The organism is Clostridium aquiflavi (genome assembly GCF_031344075.1).
In the GTDB taxonomy this organism is placed as follows: Bacteria; Bacillota; Clostridia; order Clostridiales; family Clostridiaceae; genus Clostridium; species Clostridium aquiflavi.
Map to the genome: position 1 here is coordinate 25,447 of NZ_JAVJAN010000020.1, position 17,914 is coordinate 43,360.

Sequence of the window (17,914 nt, forward strand, 5' to 3'; positions counted from 1 at the left end):
GTCAAATTACTCGGCTTACTTCAACTTATGTACATACAAATACTATATTAAAGCATATAAACACATGTTATTGAAATCTTTTTGTTCATTATAGGGGGAATTATGTATTAAATTTTGTGCAGTTTAACGAAATCAAGGAAATATTAAATTTTATAATGCATTTTTTAGTAAATTCAATTAAAATATATATATGTAAACTAAATTCATGTTATACAAATTAAGTAATTAGTAAAAACACACAAGTCACAACAAAAGAAAGGAAGTATATTGCATGGAGATTTTTGCTGAACAATTTATTCCTTCAGACAAATCACATAAAAGTAGCCAAGTCATGAAAAAGATTTCAATAGTATTATTTATACTATCTTTATTTATATTTTTTTTATCATTAATGATAGCGGTATCATTGATAGTATTATCTGTATTCTTATTTTTAAGTAGTATGTGTATATATGTTGATTATGAGTATGAATTTTTTGATGGAACTTTAACTATAACTAAAATATTTAATATGAGTAAAAGAAAAATTGTTTTAAAAATGGACAAGAGTTCTATAAAGAATTTATATGCTTTAGAATCTAAGAAAGATAATAATTCAAAAATAAAAAAGTTCTATACTACTAATATTGAAGGTCTTAAAAAATATAATTTTGAATTAAATAATGGTGAAATAGTTCAACTAGCTTTAAATACCGAGATAGAAAAGTTGGTTAATATTTTTCTTAAAAATAATATGTAAGATCATCTGTAAAAAAAGTTACATCATTTTTAATGGTGTGACTTTTTTATTCTTTATAAAATTACATCGCCTTAAAAATTAATGAATATGTTGATTTTTTAAGCATGTGTTTTTTATATTAATCCAATATATTACTTTTAATAATATTATGATATAATGTTGAGTAAAATATAATTATTAAATCAATTAGGAGAGTGATTTTTTTTGGACCCTAGTTATACGTGGGAGATAGTAACTTTAATAATATTACTTATGCTGTCAGCATTTTTTTCAATGTCAGAAACAGCATTAATGTCTATAAATAAGATTAGACTAAGACATATGGTGGAAGAAGGCGTACCAGGAGCAAAATTAGTAGAAAAACTTACAGAAGATCCAAATAAATTATTAGGAGCTATATTAATAGGTAATAACATAGCTAATATTGCAGCATCAGGACTTGCTACTGTGCTTGCAACTAATATATTTGGTTCAGGTGGAGTAGGAATAGCTACAGGAATTATGACTGTATTAGTATTAATTTTTGGTGAAATAACGCCTAAATCTATTGCAAAGCAAAGATCAGATTCTGTTGCTTTAAAAGTTGGTAAACCTATAAAGTTAATAGTTACTATATTTAAACCTTTTGTATATATATTTACAGCTATATCATCATTTTTTATAAAAATTTTAGGTGCAGATCCTAAAGCTACTGAACCATTTATTACTGAAGAAGAATTAAAAACAATGGTAGGTGTAAGTGAAGAAGAAGGCGTATTAGAAAATGTTGAAAAAGAAATGATATTTAATGTATTTGATTTCGCTGATCTTCAAGTAAAGGATGTAATGGTTCAAAGAGTTGATGTTACTGCTTTAGATTCAGAATCAACTTATGATGATGTATTAAAGATTATAAAAGAAGAACAATTTTCTAGAATACCGATTTATAATCAAACTATAGATGATGTTATTGGTATATTAAATGTGAAGGATTTATTAATGCTTGAAAATCCTAGAGAAAACTTTAAAATGACGAAATATATAAGAGAACCTTTCTATACGTTTGAATTTAAAAAGATTGTAGAATTATTTAAGGAAATGAAAAAAGAAAGAAATCATATTGCTGTTGTGTTAGATGAATATGGTGGTACTGTTGGAATAATTACTATAGAAGATTTGGTAGAAGAAATTGTTGGTGATATAGAAGATGAATATGATGAAGCTAATACAAGTATTGAAGTCATTAAAGAAAATGAATATATAGTAGATGGTAGTGTGAGACTTCATGATATTGGTGATTTAATAGGTACTGATATGGAATCAGATGAATTTGATTCTATTGGAGGTCTTATAATTGGAGAGCTTGGAAGAATGCCTGAAGAAAAAGAAGAAATTGAGTGCGATAATATGAAATTTATCGTAGAAAATATAGATAAAAATAGAATTAAAAAAGTTAGAATATTTACAGATAACGAATAATCATAAAAGACTGCTGGCAAAAATAATCAGCAGTCTTTTTTTAAAGTAGATTATGTTTTAACAGAGTATTGCATATATCAATACATATTTAAAACAGAGATATAATCAAAAATTAATATATTGATTTTTATGGAGGGAAAATATATGAATTTTTTAGATATTGCTAAAGAAGAAGCAAAGATAGCAATGTCCAAAGGTGAAATTCCAATAGGTGCAGTTATAGTAAAGGATAACATAGTTATATCAAAGGCTCATAATTTAAAAGAAACATTAAATGATGTAACAGCTCATGCAGAGATATTAGCAATAAGAAAGGCATCAAAAATTTTAAATGACTGGAGATTAAAAGGAACGGAAATGTATGTTACTTTAGAACCATGCTCTATGTGTGCTAGTGCTATAATTCAAAGCAGAATATCAAAATTACATATAGGGACATTTAATAAGGACATGGGAGCTTGTGGTTCTGTAATAAACCTTATAGATAGTAGAAAGTTAGATTCGTTTGTTAATGTTAATTGGTTATATGATGAAGAATGTTCAAAATTACTTATGGAATTCTTTCAGTTAAAAAGGAAACTTAATAAAAATAAATTATTATAGTATATGTTATAATAAAAATTACTCACAATATACATTAAAAATAGTAGTAAAAAATTTATGGTTTGGAGGATATTAATGCAATTTATTCAAATGTTTGATAACAAAATTTTGGAGTTTATACGTATTAACTTACATAGTCCGATGATGGATAAGATTGTTCCTATAATAACTTCTTTAGGAAATATGGGATTAGTATGGATAATTATAGGATTAGCATTTATATCTAATAATAAGTATAGAAAATATGGTTTTATAATGTTATGTACATTATGTATTGGTGTATTAATTGGTGATGGAATCATAAAACCACTAGTTGGAAGAATAAGACCTTTTAATTTTGTTGAAAATATAGAATTACTTATAAAGGCACCTAATAGTTTTTCATTCCCATCTGGACATACTATGTCTTCATTTGCAGCAGCAACTATTATTTATAAAGCTAATAAAAGAATGGGAATTGGTGCATTTTTATTAGCAGCACTTATAGGATTTTCGAGAATGTATTTATATGTTCACTATCCATCAGATGTGCTAGTTGGGTGTGTATTAGGAATAATTTTAAGTACTTGTATTTATAAAATAATAAGTCCTAAGTACGATAAAAAATTTAATTAAATGGCTATGTTTTAGCAGAGTGTTGATATATGCAATAGGCAAAGTTCAATTACTCAGTCCACTTTGCTTATGCATATATCAACATATATTTAAAACATAGCCAATTAAATAAAATAAGATACAAATGAAGAGGAGTGTGGTATTTATGAATCCAATAGCTTTTAAAGTAGGAAATTTTGATATTAGATGGTATGCCATTATAATTTTAACTGGAGTTCTATTTGGGTTAATATTGGCTTATTATAATTGCAATAAGAAGAATTTAAGCTTTGATATTTTAAGTGATGGATTTCTTGTATCTTTTCCAGTAGCTATTATTGGAGCAAGATTATATTATGTTTTATTTGAATTTGAAAATTATAAAGAAAATGTACTTGATATATTTAATATAAGACAAGGTGGTTTAGCTATACATGGTGGATTAATAGCTGGATTAATAGCTGCATTTGTTTATGCAAGAGTAAGAAAAATAAATTTTTTAGATTATTTAGATGTGGTAGCTCCATCGATAATATTGGCTCAATCTATTGGTAGATGGGGAAATTTTATGAACAGTGAAGCACATGGAGGAGAAGTAACTTATGAATTTATAAGTAAGTTTCCACAGTTTATACAAAAAGGAATGTATATTAATGGAACATATTATCATCCTACATTTTTATATGAATCTATTTGGAATTTAGTAGTATGTATTATTCTAATTAGTATACTTTATAAAAAGAAAAAAAATAATAAGGGAATAGTTATATCTAGTTATATTGTTTTATATTCTGTAGGTAGATTTTTTATTGAGGGACTTAGAACTGATAGTTTAATGTTGGGTGGAGTAAGAGTTGCTCAATTAATAAGTATAATAGGAATAATTTTCGGGCTTTCTTTAATTATTTATATTAGAAAAATTAAAAATAAGATACAAAATATTCAGTTGAATTAGGCATTTTTATATGATATTATAAAAAAGCATTATGCCTTTGGAGAAATGTCCGAGTGGTTGAAGGAGCACGCCTGGAAAGCGTGTATAGGGTTCACGCTCTATCATGGGTTCAAATCCCATTTTCTCCGCCAAGAATTTATTGGTTTTTCTATTTATGACATGTAGATAGATTATAGAGTTTAACAAAATATATACTTAAGAAACACATTTTTTAATGAATTTAGATTATGTGTTTCTTATTTTTTGTTTAAAAATATATAAGTTAAATATGGTGAAATATAAAGAAAAATATTCATGGAAACTTTGGATTTGTTATTTATTTTCATGTGCCTAAATAATATTTAAACAAAAGGTTGAATCAAAAAAATATATATGATATTATGAATTGGCAATAGAAAAATATTAATGTTTTTAATTTAAATAAATATTAATATTAAGGAAAAATTTAAGATAAATTCATAATAATATATATATTTACAAAAGTATATTAATAGTATTATCTTGTATTTATAGATGGTATGTGTTATGATGTAAAAGTATAAAAAATGTATAGTACTTAATATGGTTTGATGCCTAATGGAGGCAGATACTTTTCATTAAGAAAAAGAATTATTGAGGTTCGAATCCTCTTCATACCACCATTCCGTGCTAGATGGGGAGTTAGCGGTGCCCTGTAACCTGCAATCCGCTATAGCAGGATTGAATTCCTCGTAGAGGTATTAATTTTTTATAGTCTGACCTTTGTAAGTGGTGTTGATGACTGGGTCCCACGCAATGAAAGCGTATGAACCTCGTCAGGTCCGGAAGGAAGCAGCGATAAGTGCACACTGCATGTGCCGTGGATCAATCTGGTCTGAGCTAACTGCAAAGGTAACGTATAGGGAATTTTTATCGAAGCGAGGTGCACGGTTTATATACATAAACCTTCACAGAGAATGAAGGATTTTTTTTCGAATTAAATTAGGTTATTCTTCAATAGGATTAACAATATAGGACAAAACAATAGGATAAGAAAATGAGGGAATTTAAATTTTAAATTCCCTCATTTTCTTGTTCTTTTTTAATATATAAGAGAGTGTAAGATTTCAACTAAGAAAGTCTACTTAAATTTATAAAGTTATATTCTAATCCGCTTTTTTCATCAGTTATAACATCTGATTCATAATCTATTTTAAAATCATCATAATTTATTTGCGGAAAATAAGTATCCCCATTAAAATCTTTATTGATTTTTGTTAAGTACAGTTTATTAGAATAAGGTAATAGCTGTTTATAAATTTCTCCACCACCAATTATAAAAACTTCATCGTCAGAGTTATTATATTTATTTAATAATTCCTCGAAATCATAAATTATTTCTACACATTCAGAGTTAACTTTAAAATTTTTATCTCTAGTTAAAATCACATGTTTTCTATTAGGTAATACTCCAGGAAGAGATTCAAAAGTTTTTCTTCCCATTACAATAGTTTTTCTGCTTGTAATTTCTTTAAATCTTTTTAAGTCCTCAGAAATATGCCAAATTAATTTATTATCACTTCCAATAACATTATTTTTAGCAATAGCTACTATTATTGATAACATTTATAAGCCCCCTTTTAATATCTCATTTAAATCATATAATCATTTTAGTATTCTTAAGTTCAATTACTCTGCCTAGTTTTATTTATGCATATATTAGCACTCAACTAAATTTTAAACTGAAACAGGCATTTTTATTGATTCATGATGCTTGTAATCTTCAAGTTTAATATCATCAGGAGTAAAATCATAAAAATCTTTAATTTCAGGATTTATCCAAAGCTTTGGAGCATCATAAGCTTGAGCTTTTCTTTCTAATTGGGTTTTCATTCCATCAATTTGGTTTTCGTAAATATGTGCATTATTTATTACATGAGTAAATAGTCCAGGTTTAAGACCTGTTACTTGAGCAATTAAATGAACTAATACAGCATATTGGCTGGTATTAAAAGGAATTCCAAGTGGCCAATCTCCACTTCTTTGTACAAGCATACAATTAAGTCTACCATCAGTTACATCCCACATAGTTAGGAAGCAACAAGGACAAAGAGCTCCACCATCTAAATAAGGTATTTGCCATAAATTAAGCATCATTCTTCTATCTTGAGGATTATTTTTTAAAGAATCTATAAGTTTATCTATTTGGTCAAATTTTTTAACAACCCAACCATAAGATGTTCCGATAGTTCCATCTTCCATTTCCCATTCATCCCAAATATGTACGTTTTGTTCTTGAAGTTTTTTTACGTCATTAGATTGATCCTTAAAAATCCATAAAAGTTCTTTAACAGCTGTTTTAAAAGCAACAAATTTAGTAGTTAATATAGGAAATTCTTTTTCTAAATTAAATTGCATTACTTGATGGGGTATTTTATAAGTAGGCATTCCAGTTCTATTATTATCATAATATCCATTATCTAAAATATTTTTAGCTATTTCTAAATATTTATCATCATATAAACTCATTTTAATTACCTCCAAAATTTGTATTAAGTTATGTTTAAGTATTTAGATAATTATAATTTGTGTAACTTATTAATATATAAAAATCAGTTTAAACATAATCTTTCATTAAAATACTAATATTCATTTTAACACATGGGCATATTTAATAACAACGTTCATATTTTTTATATTAAATCAATTTAAATAATACATTAAATTTATAAGAGCATGATAATTATAATAAATATAGTCTATATAATTTATCATTTGATATTTATTAGTGTATAATAAATATATATTTAAAGGAAAAAGAAAGGTGGAGTAAACCTTTGGGTAACTAAACTGTTGCAACAAATTTAAACAAAACTATACAAATATGTATAGAAGTATAGATTTAAAAAACAGAAAGCCCTCTGTATCTAGCGATAGGTGCAGACTCGGAGTTAATTGCTTTTAACCCCTAAAGCCTTACTACCAAAGCAAAGCTAGAAATAGCAAGTGTAACGGTGCGAAAGCAGAAAAAAGCGTAAGGATAACCTATGTTGAAATAAAATCTAATTAGGTCTTATAAATGGATAATCATGACATATAAGATACGTTAGGCACTAAGGGTTTTTACAATGGGTGTTTAGCAGGGAATGTCCTAAGTCATATATGATATGGATAACCTTCAACGACTATCTCCTTGAGGGAGAGTAAAACCACAAGCTAAGGGTGGAAGAAAAATACCGTATCTCTTATTTAGAGATAAAGATATAGTCTACGCTTATGTGAAAGCATAAGAGGTCTACCAGTAATGGAAAGACTACTATAATGTTGCGAATTATAGTGAATGAGAAAAATATATATAAGTCTAATAAATGTTTACAAATCCTCTTTTGGTTATAATAATAAATATATAGTAATAAAAGAGGAGATGGTACGTATGGAATTGATGTCCATTGGAAAATTTGCTAAAAAAGTAGGTATTAATGTTGTTACACTAAGAAGAATGAAGCAAAAAGGTGAAAAACGGTGATAATAGCAACTAAAATAAAATTAAAACCCACAAAAGAACAAGAAGTTTTATTTTGGAAATCTGCTGGAGTAGCTAGATGGGCTTATAATCATTTTTTATCTGAAAGCGAAAAATATTACAATGAAAACTCAAAGAGCATTAAAGAAAGTGATGTTAGAAAGAATATAAATAATGTTTTAAAAAAGACAACACATACTTGGCTTAAAGAAGTTGGAAGTAATGTTATGAAACAAGGTGTCAAAGATGCAAGTTTAGCTAGGGATAGATGGTTTAAAGGTCTTTCTGGAAAACCAAAATATAGAAGCAGACGAAAAAGTAAAATAAGTTTTTATGTAAATTATGAAAGTTTAAAAAAGGTTAAGGGTGGCTTTAGAGGTGAAAAGATTGGCTTCATTAAAACGTGTAAAACTTTACCAACATTAAAGAAAAATGAAAAATATTCTAATCCTAGAATATCATTTGATGGTAGAAGTTGGTTTTTATCAGTTGGATATAACGTAGACTTTAAATCTGTTGAATTGACAGGAGAAATTTTAGGTATAGATGTTGGTATAAAAGAGCTGGCTGTTTGTTCAGATGGTGAAGTTAAAAAGAATATTAACAAAACTAAAAGAGTTAAACATCTTAAACGTAAATTAAAACGTGAACAACGTAAAGTGAGTAGAAAACTCGAGGCTAACACTATAGGCTATACTAAAAATAGAAAGCCTATCTATAAAACACCTTTAAAAGATATGAAAAATATCCAAAAACAAAATAAAATAATTCGTAATTTATACAAAAAACTTACTGATATAAGAACAAACCATTTACATCAAAGTACAACTGCTATTGTGAAAACCAAACCTAGTAGAATTGTGATGGAAACTCTTAATATCAAAAATATGATGAAGAATAAACACCTCTCAAAAGCTATTGCAGAGCAATCATTATATGAATTTAAAAGACAAATTCAATATAAATGTAAAAAGAATGGAATAGAGTTTGTAGAAGCTGATAAGTGGTATCCTTCATCTAAAAAATGTTCTTGTTGTGGAAAAATCAAAAAAGATTTAAAACTTAAAGATAGAATATATAAATGTTCTTGTGGTTTTAAACTGGATAGAGATTTAAATGCATCAATTAATTTAGCAAATTATTCACTTCAGAGTGCCTAACTTAAAATAGGTTCTGAATATGTACCCAACGATACTGGGGAATTTAAGCCTGCTAAGAATTATATGAAATGAAAGTAGTATGTGATTTATCACTACAAAATCAGATTCGTTGAAGCAGGAAGATACAATATGAAAGTCTTAGGATATAAGTTGTATCACAGTATAAATGTCTACATTTAGATAGAAATGTATATGTTTTTCGTATCGGATATACAGCTTTATATAGAGAGTGGAGACCAAGGACATTTAATGATGTAGTAGGTCAGGAACATATAACAACAACATTAAAAAATGAAATTCTAAATGATAGAATTGCACATGCATATCTTTTCTGTGGAACAAGAGGAACAGGTAAAACATCAACAGCTAAAGTTATGGCTAAGGCATTAAATTGTTTTAATCTTCAAAATGGAGAGCCTTGCAATGAATGTGAGATGTGTAAAAAGATAAATGAAGGTTTATCAATGGATGTTACGGAATTAGATGCAGCATCTAACAATGGAATAGATAGAATAAGAGATATAATTGATGATACAAAATATCCTCCACAAGAGGGTAAGTATAAGATTTATATATTAGATGAAGTTCATATGTTATCAGGGGGAGCGGTAAATGCATTTTTAAAGACATTAGAAGAACCGCCAAGTAATGTTATATTTATATTAGCAACTACTGATCCTCAAAAATTACCTATAACTATTTTATCTAGATGTCAAAGGTTTGATTTTAAAAGAATAAATCAAAAAGATATTTCAGATAGATTAAGAAAAATAACTGAATCACAAAATGTTAGTGTTGATGAAAAGAGCTTAGATTTAATTGCTAGAGTGGCTGACGGTGCTATGAGAGACTCTTTAAGTATATTAGATCAAGCAATAGCTATGGGTGATAACAATATAAAATATGATGACTTAATAAGCATATTAGGGTTGGTTACAAACGAATATTTATTTGACATAACTAATTCAATAGTAGAAAGAAATATAGAAAAAGCTATGGTAATAATTGATAAATTAGTTTTTTCAGGTAAGGATATTCATTTATTTATAAAAGATTTAATAGGACATTTTAGAAATTTACTTATGGTTAAAGTTTCTAATACTCCAGAAGAGATTTTAGATATGTCTCTTGAAAATATTGAACTTATAAAAGAGCAAGGTAAAAAAATACGTATTGAAGAAATAATGAGAGGGATTAGAATTCTTCAAGAAGGGGAAGCTAATTCTAAAGTAAGTAAACAAAGCAGATTATATTTAGAGCTTAGTATAATAAAGATGTGTAAAATAGAATATGATACATCAAGTGAAGTCATGCTTGCTAGGATAAATAAGTTAGAAGAAAGCATAAAAAGTGGTAAGATACAAGTAGTATCAAATTCACAAATAAGTGAAAAAGCACATTCAACTGACGTAGTATCAAATAATCAAGTTAAATCTCAAGAAAAACAAGTTAAAAGAGAGCAACCTACTGTATCAGAAGAACATAATGTTAATGTTGAATCTTCTTTAACAATAGATAATATAAAAAGAGCTTGGTCAGAAATATTAGAGGCATTTAAAGCAAAAAGAGCAATGGTTATATATGCATCTATAGTAACTGCAAGACCATATAAATTTGAAAATGGTGTAGCCACATTATTATATGAAGCATCATATGCCTTTAATAAAAATAGATTAGAAAAATTAGAATATAAAAAAATTGTTAATGAAGTATTTTCTGAAGTATTAAAAGATAAAATAATAGTAAGGTATGAAGTTGAAAATAATAAAGATGGTGAATTAAGCAAAGAAGAATTGCTAAAGCAAAAGTTAGATGGAATGCCTTTTGAAATATTAGACGAGTAGAATCAATATTTTAATGTAGTAAACAATAAGAAAATGTTCTATAATAGAGAGTAGAAATTTATTAAGAGGAGGATTTGTATGGCAAAAGGAGGATTCCCTGGAGGTTTCGGGGGAGGAAATATGAATAACCTTATGAAACAAGCGCAAAAGCTTCAAAAGCAAATGGAAGATATGCAAAAGGATCTTGAAACAAAGGAATTTGAAACATCAGTAGGTGGCGGTGCTGTTTCTGTAACAGTAACTGGTAAAAAAGAAGTTAAATCTATTAATATAAAGCCAGAAGTAGTAGATCCAGATGATGTAGAAATGCTTGAGGATTTAGTACTTACAGCAGTTAATGAAGCCTTAAGAAAAGCAGAAGAAGAAACTGCTAGCAAAATGGGAAAATTAACTGGTGGAATGCCAGGAGGATTATTTTAAATAATAAAATAAAATATTATCTAATAAAATCCTAAGTAAAAATAAAGCATACAGAATAGAGGAAATTCCTTAAAGCTGTATGCTTTTAACTATCTAAATTCGAATCTTTAGCTCAATGATTTAGCCAAGCGTTGCTTATGCAGGTATCAACACTCTGCTAAAATATGAGATATATAAAGGAGAAGTGTAATATGGAATTTTATCCAGTAGCCATAGAAAAATTAATTGAAGAGTTTGCAAAATTGCCAAGCATAGGGAAAAAAACAGCACAAAGATTAACTTTACATATATTAAATCTTCCTGATGACGAGGTAAGAGAGTTTGCAACCGCATTAGTTAAAGCGAAGGGAACAATAAAATATTGTTCAACATGTGGAAACTTTACAGATAAAGATCCTTGTGCATTATGCTCAAATCCTAATAGAGATAAGAGTACAATATGTGTTGTAGAACAACCAAAAGATATAATGACAATGGAAAAAGTAAAAGAATTTAATGGAGTGTATCATGTATTGCATGGAAATATATCACCTATGCAAGGAAGAGGCCCACAAGATATAAAGATAAGAGAACTTGTTGCAAGAATGAATGAAGAAGTAAAAGAAGTTATATTAGCAACTAATCCTAATATAGAAGGCGAAGCAACAGCTATGTATATAGCAAAGGTATTAAAGCCATTAGATGTTAAAGTAACTAGAATTGCAGCAGGAATACCAGTTGGTGGAGATCTAGAATATGCAGATGAAGTAACCCTATCTAAAGCACTAGAAGGTAGAAAAGAAATATAGATAGTTTTAAAAAAGCATGGTGATCTTATAGTATAATGCTCATGGACAGAGGAATTTACTTTAACAATACTAAAACAAAGCTTAGTCTAATTAATGCATGCTCCCAATGAGACATTGTGACAAGCAATTAATTCAACAAATCTTTATTAAGTATTGTAGAAAGAAAATTCCAACGCCACTGCGCTCTTATACTATAATATCACTGTCTAATTAAAAACAAATCTATAAAACAAATCATAGAACTAAAAATGGAACCCAATAGATATTGGGTTCCAGAAAAAAAGGTGTTATATAGATGGGAGTTAGAACTTTTTATTTGATATGAGTGAAAAGTTTTTATAGTAATATATTATGAATTCTTTAAAAAAAGTGTTACTATAATTAAAAAAATATATAAAAATTAAGTATATACATTCAAACCTATGGATAAGATTTTAATAGTAGTGTTTGGAGGTATTTATATGAATAAAAACAGAATAATTGAATATTTAATTAATAGAACAAAAGATATAGATGTAAATAAGGAATTAATAGAGCAATTAGAAGATACTAAGTCTGAAATTGATGCAGCACGAAGTATGTTCGATAATGTGAATGATTCTAAATTAATTGAAGTAGCAATATATGCAGAAGAAATGGCTAAAAAAAGATATGATTATCTATTACTTATAGCTAAATCAAAAGGAATTAAAGTGACTGATGATTATGTTTTACAAAGAAACATTTCTTCAAAATAATAAAAAGGAGTTTGTTTATGAATGAGCAATATATAATATATGGTTTGATTGGATTAGTTTTATTATTTTTAATGATAAAACTTTTAAAATGGCCATTAAAAATTCTTATAAATGGAGTGCTTGGAGTTGTAATATTATATGTAGTAAATTTAGTTGGTGCTAATTTTAATTTTGGCTTAGCAATAAATCCAATTACTGCATTAATTGCAGGCTTTTTAGGTATACCAGGAGTAATACTTTTAGCTATACTACAAGTATTTTTATAAGTATTTAAAGTTAAGATATTTAAAATTTGAAAAACTAAAAGATAAATAGAGCTTGTTGTTTGTTATTTATTTAAATTAAATAATACAAGCTCTATTTTTATTTTTCACAGAAGTTTATTTGAAAATTGCAATGTGAAGTTGGAGAACTCATAGAAAAAATTCAACTAGAATTTTTACAATATATTGTTTTAGAAATCTTGGAACTTTTAATATAAGATAATTTGTAAACATTTTATTACTATTAAGTATTAATTTTAAAAAAATTCAAATATTAAGAGAATAATAAATTTTAAGGTTATATAGACTTTCATATTGAGAGTTTCAAAATATATTTAATAAATATTAAGAAATTATATATATATTTATTAATTTGTTGTACTTATAATTCTAAGTATAGCTCACGTTAAGGAGGAAAATTGATGAATGTTTTAGAAATAGAAAATCTTTATAAAACATTAGGAAAAACTGAGATAATTAAAGGAATAAATCTTTCTATAAAACAAGGAGAAATATTTGGATTTTTAGGTCCTAATGGTGCAGGAAAAACTACAACTATAAGAATGTTAGTAGGCTTAATACAACCTAGTAATGGTGAAATAAGAATATGTGGTTATGATTTAAATAAAAATAAAGAAAAGGCACTTAAAAACGTAGGAGCTGTAGTTGAAAATCCTGAATTATATAAATATCTTTCTGGAAGAGAAAATTTAATGCAAATAGCAAGAATTAGAAGTGTATCTAAAAAAGAAGTAGAAGAATTAGTAAAGCTTGTAGGTCTTGAAAAACGAATAGATGATAAAGTTTCAAAATATTCTCTTGGAATGAAACAAAGATTAGGACTCGCAGTAGCTTTAATGGGAAATCCTAAACTGCTTATATTAGATGAACCTACTAACGGACTAGATCCAACAGGAATATTAGAATTTAGGGAACTTATTAAAAAAGCATCTAAAGAAAAAGAAATCTCAGTATTTATTTCCTCTCATATATTAAGTGAAATTCAAAATTTATGTGATAAAGTAGCATTCATAAATGAAGGCGTAATTCAGTCTATAGAGAAGATGGGTAACAAAGGAATATATCAAGGAAAAGATGATATAATTTTAAGGACAAAGACTGCTATTGAAAAAGTATTAGATATAGTTAAGACACTACCATATGTTATTAGGAGTAAAACAAATGGAGATGAAATAATATTGCTTATAGAAAAAGACATGACTCCTAAGTTAATAAAAAAATTAGTAAACGAAAATATAGAAATTTGTGAAGTCTATAAAAACAAACAAGAATTAGAAGAAAGATATATGGAACTTATGAATGGAGGATCTATATAAATGATATTTTTGTTAATAAAAAATGAACTTATAAAGATACTAAAAAGGCCTAAAACATGGATTGTATTTGGATTATTTATAATATTCATGCTAGTCGGTATGTATGGCTTACATCATGAAGATAAAAATATGAAAAAATATAATTCTCCACAATATAAATTAGAACAAGTTGAAAAAAGTATTAATTATACAGAAGAAGAAATGAGCAAAATAGAAAATAGTAAAGATAAAGAATATTTAAATACGTTAAAAGAAGATTTGAAACATTATGAAGAAGAAAAAATAAAATATGAAAATCAAATAAACAATCATAGTGATGTTGATCAATGGAAGCTAGATGTGACAGAAGAAATAAAGAGTCATGAGGAAAATTTAAAAAATAAAGACATTGCAGAGGAAGACAAGACATGGATTTCGGAAAGAATAGATAAACTTAAATACTTAGAGCAAAATAATATAAAACCATTATACGGATATGAGTTTAATGCTTATAATTATATAGACAGTGTTATGGCTATATTAGGCATGGTTTTATTAGCAGTAGGGATATCTGTATTTATGAGTGATATAGTTTCAGGGGAATGTACTCCACCAACGTTGAAATTCTTGCTAGTGCAACCTGTATCAAGGGGAAAGATTTTGTTATCTAAATTTATAGCTATAACAATTACTGTATTAACAATGATTATATCAACAGAAATTTTAACATTTTTGGGACTTGGAGCTGTAAAAGGATTTAATGCAGGAACATATCCTAAAACAATGGGAGTAAGGTATTTTTTAGATACTTCAAATATGCCAGCTCAAAGATATCCAGACTTAGTTAGAATCGCTAATACAGGTAGAATAGGAAACTTTAATGAGTTGATAATAAGGTCGTTATTATTACAAATATTTTTTATAATAACTTGTTGTTCAATAATATTTTTAATATCAACATTATTTAAAAGCAGTAATGTAACTACAGCTATATCAATTATAATAACAGCTTCAGGAACTATAGTATTTCAAATGTTTGAATTTTTATCAAAGTTTTCACATCTTGTATTTTTAAGTTATGGTTCTGTAACAGCTGTAATAACTGGTGATATAGCATATATGTATAAAAACGTGAATATAACTCCTATTAATGGAGTTATTGTAATGATTTTAACTACAATAATTAGTTATACAATTGCACATATTGTATTTAAAAAGAAAGAAATATTAATTTAAAGCTTTGAATTTACTTTATAAAAATGTATTATAATTTAGTAGTATAATAATTGTAATATTATAAGGCATATGAAAATAAATAACAAGTCAAAGATGCGACGGATATTTTGTGAAATACAATGACTTGGGTTCTGCTAATAGTTATGCTATTAGTAGATTCCAATGAAGAAGTAGTTCTCAAAATAAACTAGCATACTGACTAGTTATTTATTTGAATGTGCCTAATTTCAAAGAAAGGAATTGATGTTATGCCAGCAGGAAATGGAGTTAATTGTGAAGATTGTCCAGAATTAAAAAATGGAAAATGTAATTCGCATGATTTAACATGTTTATGTTATAGATGTCCAAGAAAATTAGCACAATGTATGTGTGTAAAGTATTGTAGAGAAACAGAATCAGTATTATTTTTTGATGAAGAATATGATAGATATTAATAGAAAAAGATCCCTAATAATTTTTTGATAAAATTATTAGGGATCTTTTTTATTTATTTTTATGAATTTAGATTATTATTATGTGAATTAATTAATTTTTGTTAAAAAAAGAGTCTGTGGATAACTCAAATTATAATTTTGTTTAAAGATTAAGAAATGTATCTTAAAGAATTTTTAAAGATTGAAAAATTCATAAACCTTAGGTTCTAGATAAATATTTAGTTGAAAGAGGGAGGGGATAAGAAATATATATATATATATAATTTAAAGTTAATTAATAATGTGAAAAACATTTTATTTGGTATCAATACATTGATAAAAATACCAAATAATGTTATTATGATGTAATAAATTAATATGTAAAATTTTGTTAATAATAAAACTAACTCTCCATTTTGTTTTATATGTATTTAATAATAAATTTCACAAATGATATAAAGGAAGCATAAATATATTAAAGAGAATATAAAATGCTTATGTTTGAAAAAAATGTACTTATAATTGTTATAATATAGCTAAAATCTATTGTTAATAAATTAACAATAAAAGTGAAGAAAAACACTAAAAATGGTTAAAAATTTAACAATAGCAAAGTAGTACAATTTAAAGCGATAAAGTATTGAGTTAAATGTAAATAAGTAGTAAAATATACAAATAAATCAATGTCAAATAAGCACTAATAAGCAATATAATTTATTAATAAAATGGGGTGGTTTTAAAATGCATAAAAAATTATTTATTCCAGGACCTGTTGAGGTTCGAGAGGATGTTCTAGAAAAAATGGCAACGCCAATGATAGGACATAGAAGTAAGGATGCTTCAATTTTACAAAGAAGAATAAGCGATAATTTAAGAAAGTTATTTTATACAAATAGTGAAATATTACTTTCTACAACTTCTGGTAGTGGACTTATGGAAGGTGCTATAAGATGTTGTACTGCTAAAAGAGCAGCTGTATTTTCCGTGGGGGCTTTCGGAAAAAGATGGTATGACATGGCAGTTAACAACAATGTTCCAGCTGATTTATTTTCAGTAGAAATGGGACAAGCAATAGATCTAGCAGAAGTAGAAAAAGCATTAAGTACAGGGAAATACGACTTAATTGCTGTTACTCATAATGAAACATCAACAGGAGTAATGAATCCAGTTGATAAAATAGGAGATATAGTTAAGAAATATCCTGATGTAGTTCTTATTGTTGATACAGTAAGTTCAGCAGCAGGAACGAAAATAGAAGTTGATAAATGGGGGATAGATGTTTGTATTACATCATCTCAAAAAGCTTTAGGTTTGCCTCCAGGATTATCAGTATGTACTTTTTCACAAAAAGCTAAAGAGAGAGCAGAAAAAGTTCCGAGCAGAGGGTATTACTTAGATTTATTAAAATTATATCAATATATTCAAAAGAAAGATTATCAATATCCTTCAACACCATCACTTTCTCACATGTTTGCTCTTGATTATCAATTAGATAATATACTTAATAAAGAAGGACTAGAAAATAGATTTGCAAGACATCTTGAGATGGCTAAAATAGTTAGAGCGTGGGCTAAAAAATATTTTGATATTTTCCCAGATAAAAATCATCTATCAAATACATTAACAACAATTAAAAATACTAGAGGAATAAATGTAGCTGATTTAAATAAAGAGCTTGGTAAAAGAGGATTCCAAATTTCTAATGGATATGGTGATTTAAAAGAAAAGACCTTTAGAATAGCTCATATGGCAGATTGTTCAGTAGAAGATGTAAAGGAATTGCTTAAAAATATAGAAGAAATTTTAGGGTTATAGATTTTAGACATGTTTTGAAAACTGTGTATATATTCATAAGCAAAGGTGGACTGAGTAATTGAACTTAGGAATGCTAAAATGAGTATAGTCCC

General features: G+C 26.9%; 17 protein-coding genes, 1 tRNA gene, 1 other RNA gene and 1 pseudogene. 18 read left to right on the plus strand and 2 right to left on the minus strand.

The genetic code is table 11. The features are described 5' to 3' along the window. Positions 1-271 precede the first annotated feature (271 nt). From RGC78_RS08645 to ffs, 7 genes are all read left to right on the plus strand, one after another. Positions 272-739 carry a DUF6106 family protein gene (locus tag RGC78_RS08645; protein WP_252216117.1) on the plus strand — a complete coding sequence of 156 codons (468 nt, stop codon included), beginning with the start codon at positions 272-274 and terminating at the stop codon, positions 737-739. Between the two features lie 204 nt (positions 740-943). Beyond that, the gene (locus RGC78_RS08650) at positions 944-2,197 is read left to right on the plus strand and encodes an HlyC/CorC family transporter (protein WP_252216114.1); all 1,254 of its coding nucleotides are present in this window, start codon (positions 944-946) and stop codon (positions 2,195-2,197) included. A 144-nt stretch (positions 2,198-2,341) separates the two neighbouring features. Beyond that, on the plus strand, positions 2,342-2,800 hold the full coding sequence (locus RGC78_RS08655; RefSeq protein ID WP_252216111.1) for a nucleoside deaminase: 459 nt from the start codon (positions 2,342-2,344) through the stop codon (positions 2,798-2,800). Positions 2,801-2,875: 75 nt separating this feature from the next. Further along, entirely contained in the window at positions 2,876-3,415 is a 540-nt protein-coding gene (locus RGC78_RS08660) for a phosphatase PAP2 family protein (protein WP_309556476.1), read from the plus strand. 145 nt (positions 3,416-3,560) lie between these two features. After that, on the plus strand, positions 3,561-4,349 hold the full coding sequence (gene lgt / locus RGC78_RS08665; protein ID WP_252216105.1) for a prolipoprotein diacylglyceryl transferase: 789 nt from the start codon (positions 3,561-3,563) through the stop codon (positions 4,347-4,349). A 39-nt stretch (positions 4,350-4,388) separates the two neighbouring features. Continuing rightward, positions 4,389-4,480 (plus strand) — tRNA-Ser (locus RGC78_RS08670). 512 nt (positions 4,481-4,992) lie between these two features. Further along, an RNA gene (gene ffs, locus RGC78_RS08675) (signal recognition particle sRNA large type) lies at positions 4,993-5,258 on the plus strand. A gap of 180 nt (positions 5,259-5,438) precedes the next feature. On the opposite strand, the gene RGC78_RS08680 is transcribed toward ffs, so the two are convergent. Together RGC78_RS08680 and RGC78_RS08685 are read right to left on the minus strand one after the other, a co-directional pair. After that, positions 5,439-5,933: a dihydrofolate reductase gene (locus RGC78_RS08680; protein WP_252216103.1), complete on the minus strand. Its 495-nt coding sequence runs from the start codon at positions 5,931-5,933 to the stop codon at positions 5,439-5,441. Between the two features lie 111 nt (positions 5,934-6,044). Further along, positions 6,045-6,836, minus strand: a complete 792-nt coding sequence (locus tag RGC78_RS08685; RefSeq protein ID WP_309556477.1) for a thymidylate synthase — start codon at positions 6,834-6,836, stop codon at positions 6,045-6,047. Positions 6,837-7,740: 904 nt separating this feature from the next. Between RGC78_RS08685 and RGC78_RS08690 the strand changes: the two are divergent. From RGC78_RS08690 to RGC78_RS08740, 11 genes and pseudogenes are all read left to right on the plus strand, one after another. Beyond that, positions 7,741-7,824 (plus strand): annotated as a pseudogene (locus RGC78_RS08690) (IS607 family transposase); the annotation flags it as partial. 5 nt (positions 7,825-7,829) lie between these two features. Continuing rightward, entirely contained in the window at positions 7,830-8,990 is a 1,161-nt protein-coding gene (locus RGC78_RS08695; RefSeq protein WP_309556478.1) for an RNA-guided endonuclease InsQ/TnpB family protein, read from the plus strand. Positions 8,991-9,193: 203 nt separating this feature from the next. Beyond that, positions 9,194-10,834: a DNA polymerase III subunit gamma/tau gene (gene dnaX / locus RGC78_RS08700; RefSeq protein ID WP_309556493.1), complete on the plus strand. Its 1,641-nt coding sequence runs from the start codon at positions 9,194-9,196 to the stop codon at positions 10,832-10,834. Between the two features lie 78 nt (positions 10,835-10,912). Beyond that, complete coding sequence (locus RGC78_RS08705) at positions 10,913-11,254, plus strand: YbaB/EbfC family nucleoid-associated protein (protein ID WP_004443240.1); 342 nt, start codon at positions 10,913-10,915, stop codon at positions 11,252-11,254. Between the two features lie 191 nt (positions 11,255-11,445). Then, complete coding sequence (gene recR, locus RGC78_RS08710) at positions 11,446-12,042, plus strand: recombination mediator RecR (protein WP_252216095.1); 597 nt, start codon at positions 11,446-11,448, stop codon at positions 12,040-12,042. Between the two features lie 461 nt (positions 12,043-12,503). Beyond that, positions 12,504-12,779 carry a YaaL family protein gene (locus RGC78_RS08715; RefSeq protein ID WP_309556484.1) on the plus strand — a complete coding sequence of 92 codons (276 nt, stop codon included), beginning with the start codon at positions 12,504-12,506 and terminating at the stop codon, positions 12,777-12,779. A gap of 17 nt (positions 12,780-12,796) precedes the next feature. After that, positions 12,797-13,045: a pro-sigmaK processing inhibitor BofA family protein gene (locus tag RGC78_RS08720; protein ID WP_252216089.1), complete on the plus strand. Its 249-nt coding sequence runs from the start codon at positions 12,797-12,799 to the stop codon at positions 13,043-13,045. A gap of 419 nt (positions 13,046-13,464) precedes the next feature. Further along, entirely contained in the window at positions 13,465-14,379 is a 915-nt protein-coding gene (locus RGC78_RS08725) for an ABC transporter ATP-binding protein (protein ID WP_252216086.1), read from the plus strand. Then, entirely contained in the window at positions 14,380-15,594 is a 1,215-nt protein-coding gene (locus tag RGC78_RS08730; protein ID WP_309556485.1) for a DUF2705 family protein, read from the plus strand. A gap of 248 nt (positions 15,595-15,842) precedes the next feature. Continuing rightward, positions 15,843-16,028 (plus strand): hypothetical protein, encoded by a 186-nt coding sequence (locus RGC78_RS08735; protein ID WP_252216207.1) that lies wholly within the window; start codon positions 15,843-15,845, stop codon positions 16,026-16,028. 720 nt (positions 16,029-16,748) lie between these two features. Beyond that, positions 16,749-17,822: a pyridoxal-phosphate-dependent aminotransferase family protein gene (locus RGC78_RS08740; RefSeq protein WP_309556486.1), complete on the plus strand. Its 1,074-nt coding sequence runs from the start codon at positions 16,749-16,751 to the stop codon at positions 17,820-17,822. The last annotated feature ends 92 nt before the right edge of the window (positions 17,823-17,914 follow it).

Excerpts from the sequence above, each read along its gene's own strand:
- RGC78_RS08645 (WP_252216117.1), top strand. The coding sequence starts at position 272 with ATGGAGATTTTTGCTGAACAATTTATTCCTTCAGACAAATCACATAAA.
- RGC78_RS08655 (WP_252216111.1), top strand. The coding sequence starts at position 2,342 with ATGAATTTTTTAGATATTGCTAAAGAAGAAGCAAAGATAGCAATGTCC.
- RGC78_RS08660 (WP_309556476.1), top strand. The coding sequence starts at position 2,876 with ATGCAATTTATTCAAATGTTTGATAACAAAATTTTGGAGTTTATACGT.
- lgt (WP_252216105.1), top strand. The coding sequence starts at position 3,561 with ATGAATCCAATAGCTTTTAAAGTAGGAAATTTTGATATTAGATGGTAT.
- RGC78_RS08680 (WP_252216103.1), bottom strand. The coding sequence starts at position 5,933 with ATGTTATCAATAATAGTAGCTATTGCTAAAAATAATGTTATTGGAAGT.
- RGC78_RS08685 (WP_309556477.1), bottom strand. The coding sequence starts at position 6,836 with ATGAGTTTATATGATGATAAATATTTAGAAATAGCTAAAAATATTTTA.
- RGC78_RS08705 (WP_004443240.1), top strand. The coding sequence starts at position 10,913 with ATGGCAAAAGGAGGATTCCCTGGAGGTTTCGGGGGAGGAAATATGAAT.
- recR (WP_252216095.1), top strand. The coding sequence starts at position 11,446 with ATGGAATTTTATCCAGTAGCCATAGAAAAATTAATTGAAGAGTTTGCA.
- RGC78_RS08715 (WP_309556484.1), top strand. The coding sequence starts at position 12,504 with ATGAATAAAAACAGAATAATTGAATATTTAATTAATAGAACAAAAGAT.
- RGC78_RS08720 (WP_252216089.1), top strand. The coding sequence starts at position 12,797 with ATGAATGAGCAATATATAATATATGGTTTGATTGGATTAGTTTTATTA.
- RGC78_RS08725 (WP_252216086.1), top strand. The coding sequence starts at position 13,465 with ATGAATGTTTTAGAAATAGAAAATCTTTATAAAACATTAGGAAAAACT.
- RGC78_RS08730 (WP_309556485.1), top strand. The coding sequence starts at position 14,380 with ATGATATTTTTGTTAATAAAAAATGAACTTATAAAGATACTAAAAAGG.
- RGC78_RS08735 (WP_252216207.1), top strand. The coding sequence starts at position 15,843 with ATGCCAGCAGGAAATGGAGTTAATTGTGAAGATTGTCCAGAATTAAAA.
- RGC78_RS08740 (WP_309556486.1), top strand. The coding sequence starts at position 16,749 with ATGCATAAAAAATTATTTATTCCAGGACCTGTTGAGGTTCGAGAGGAT.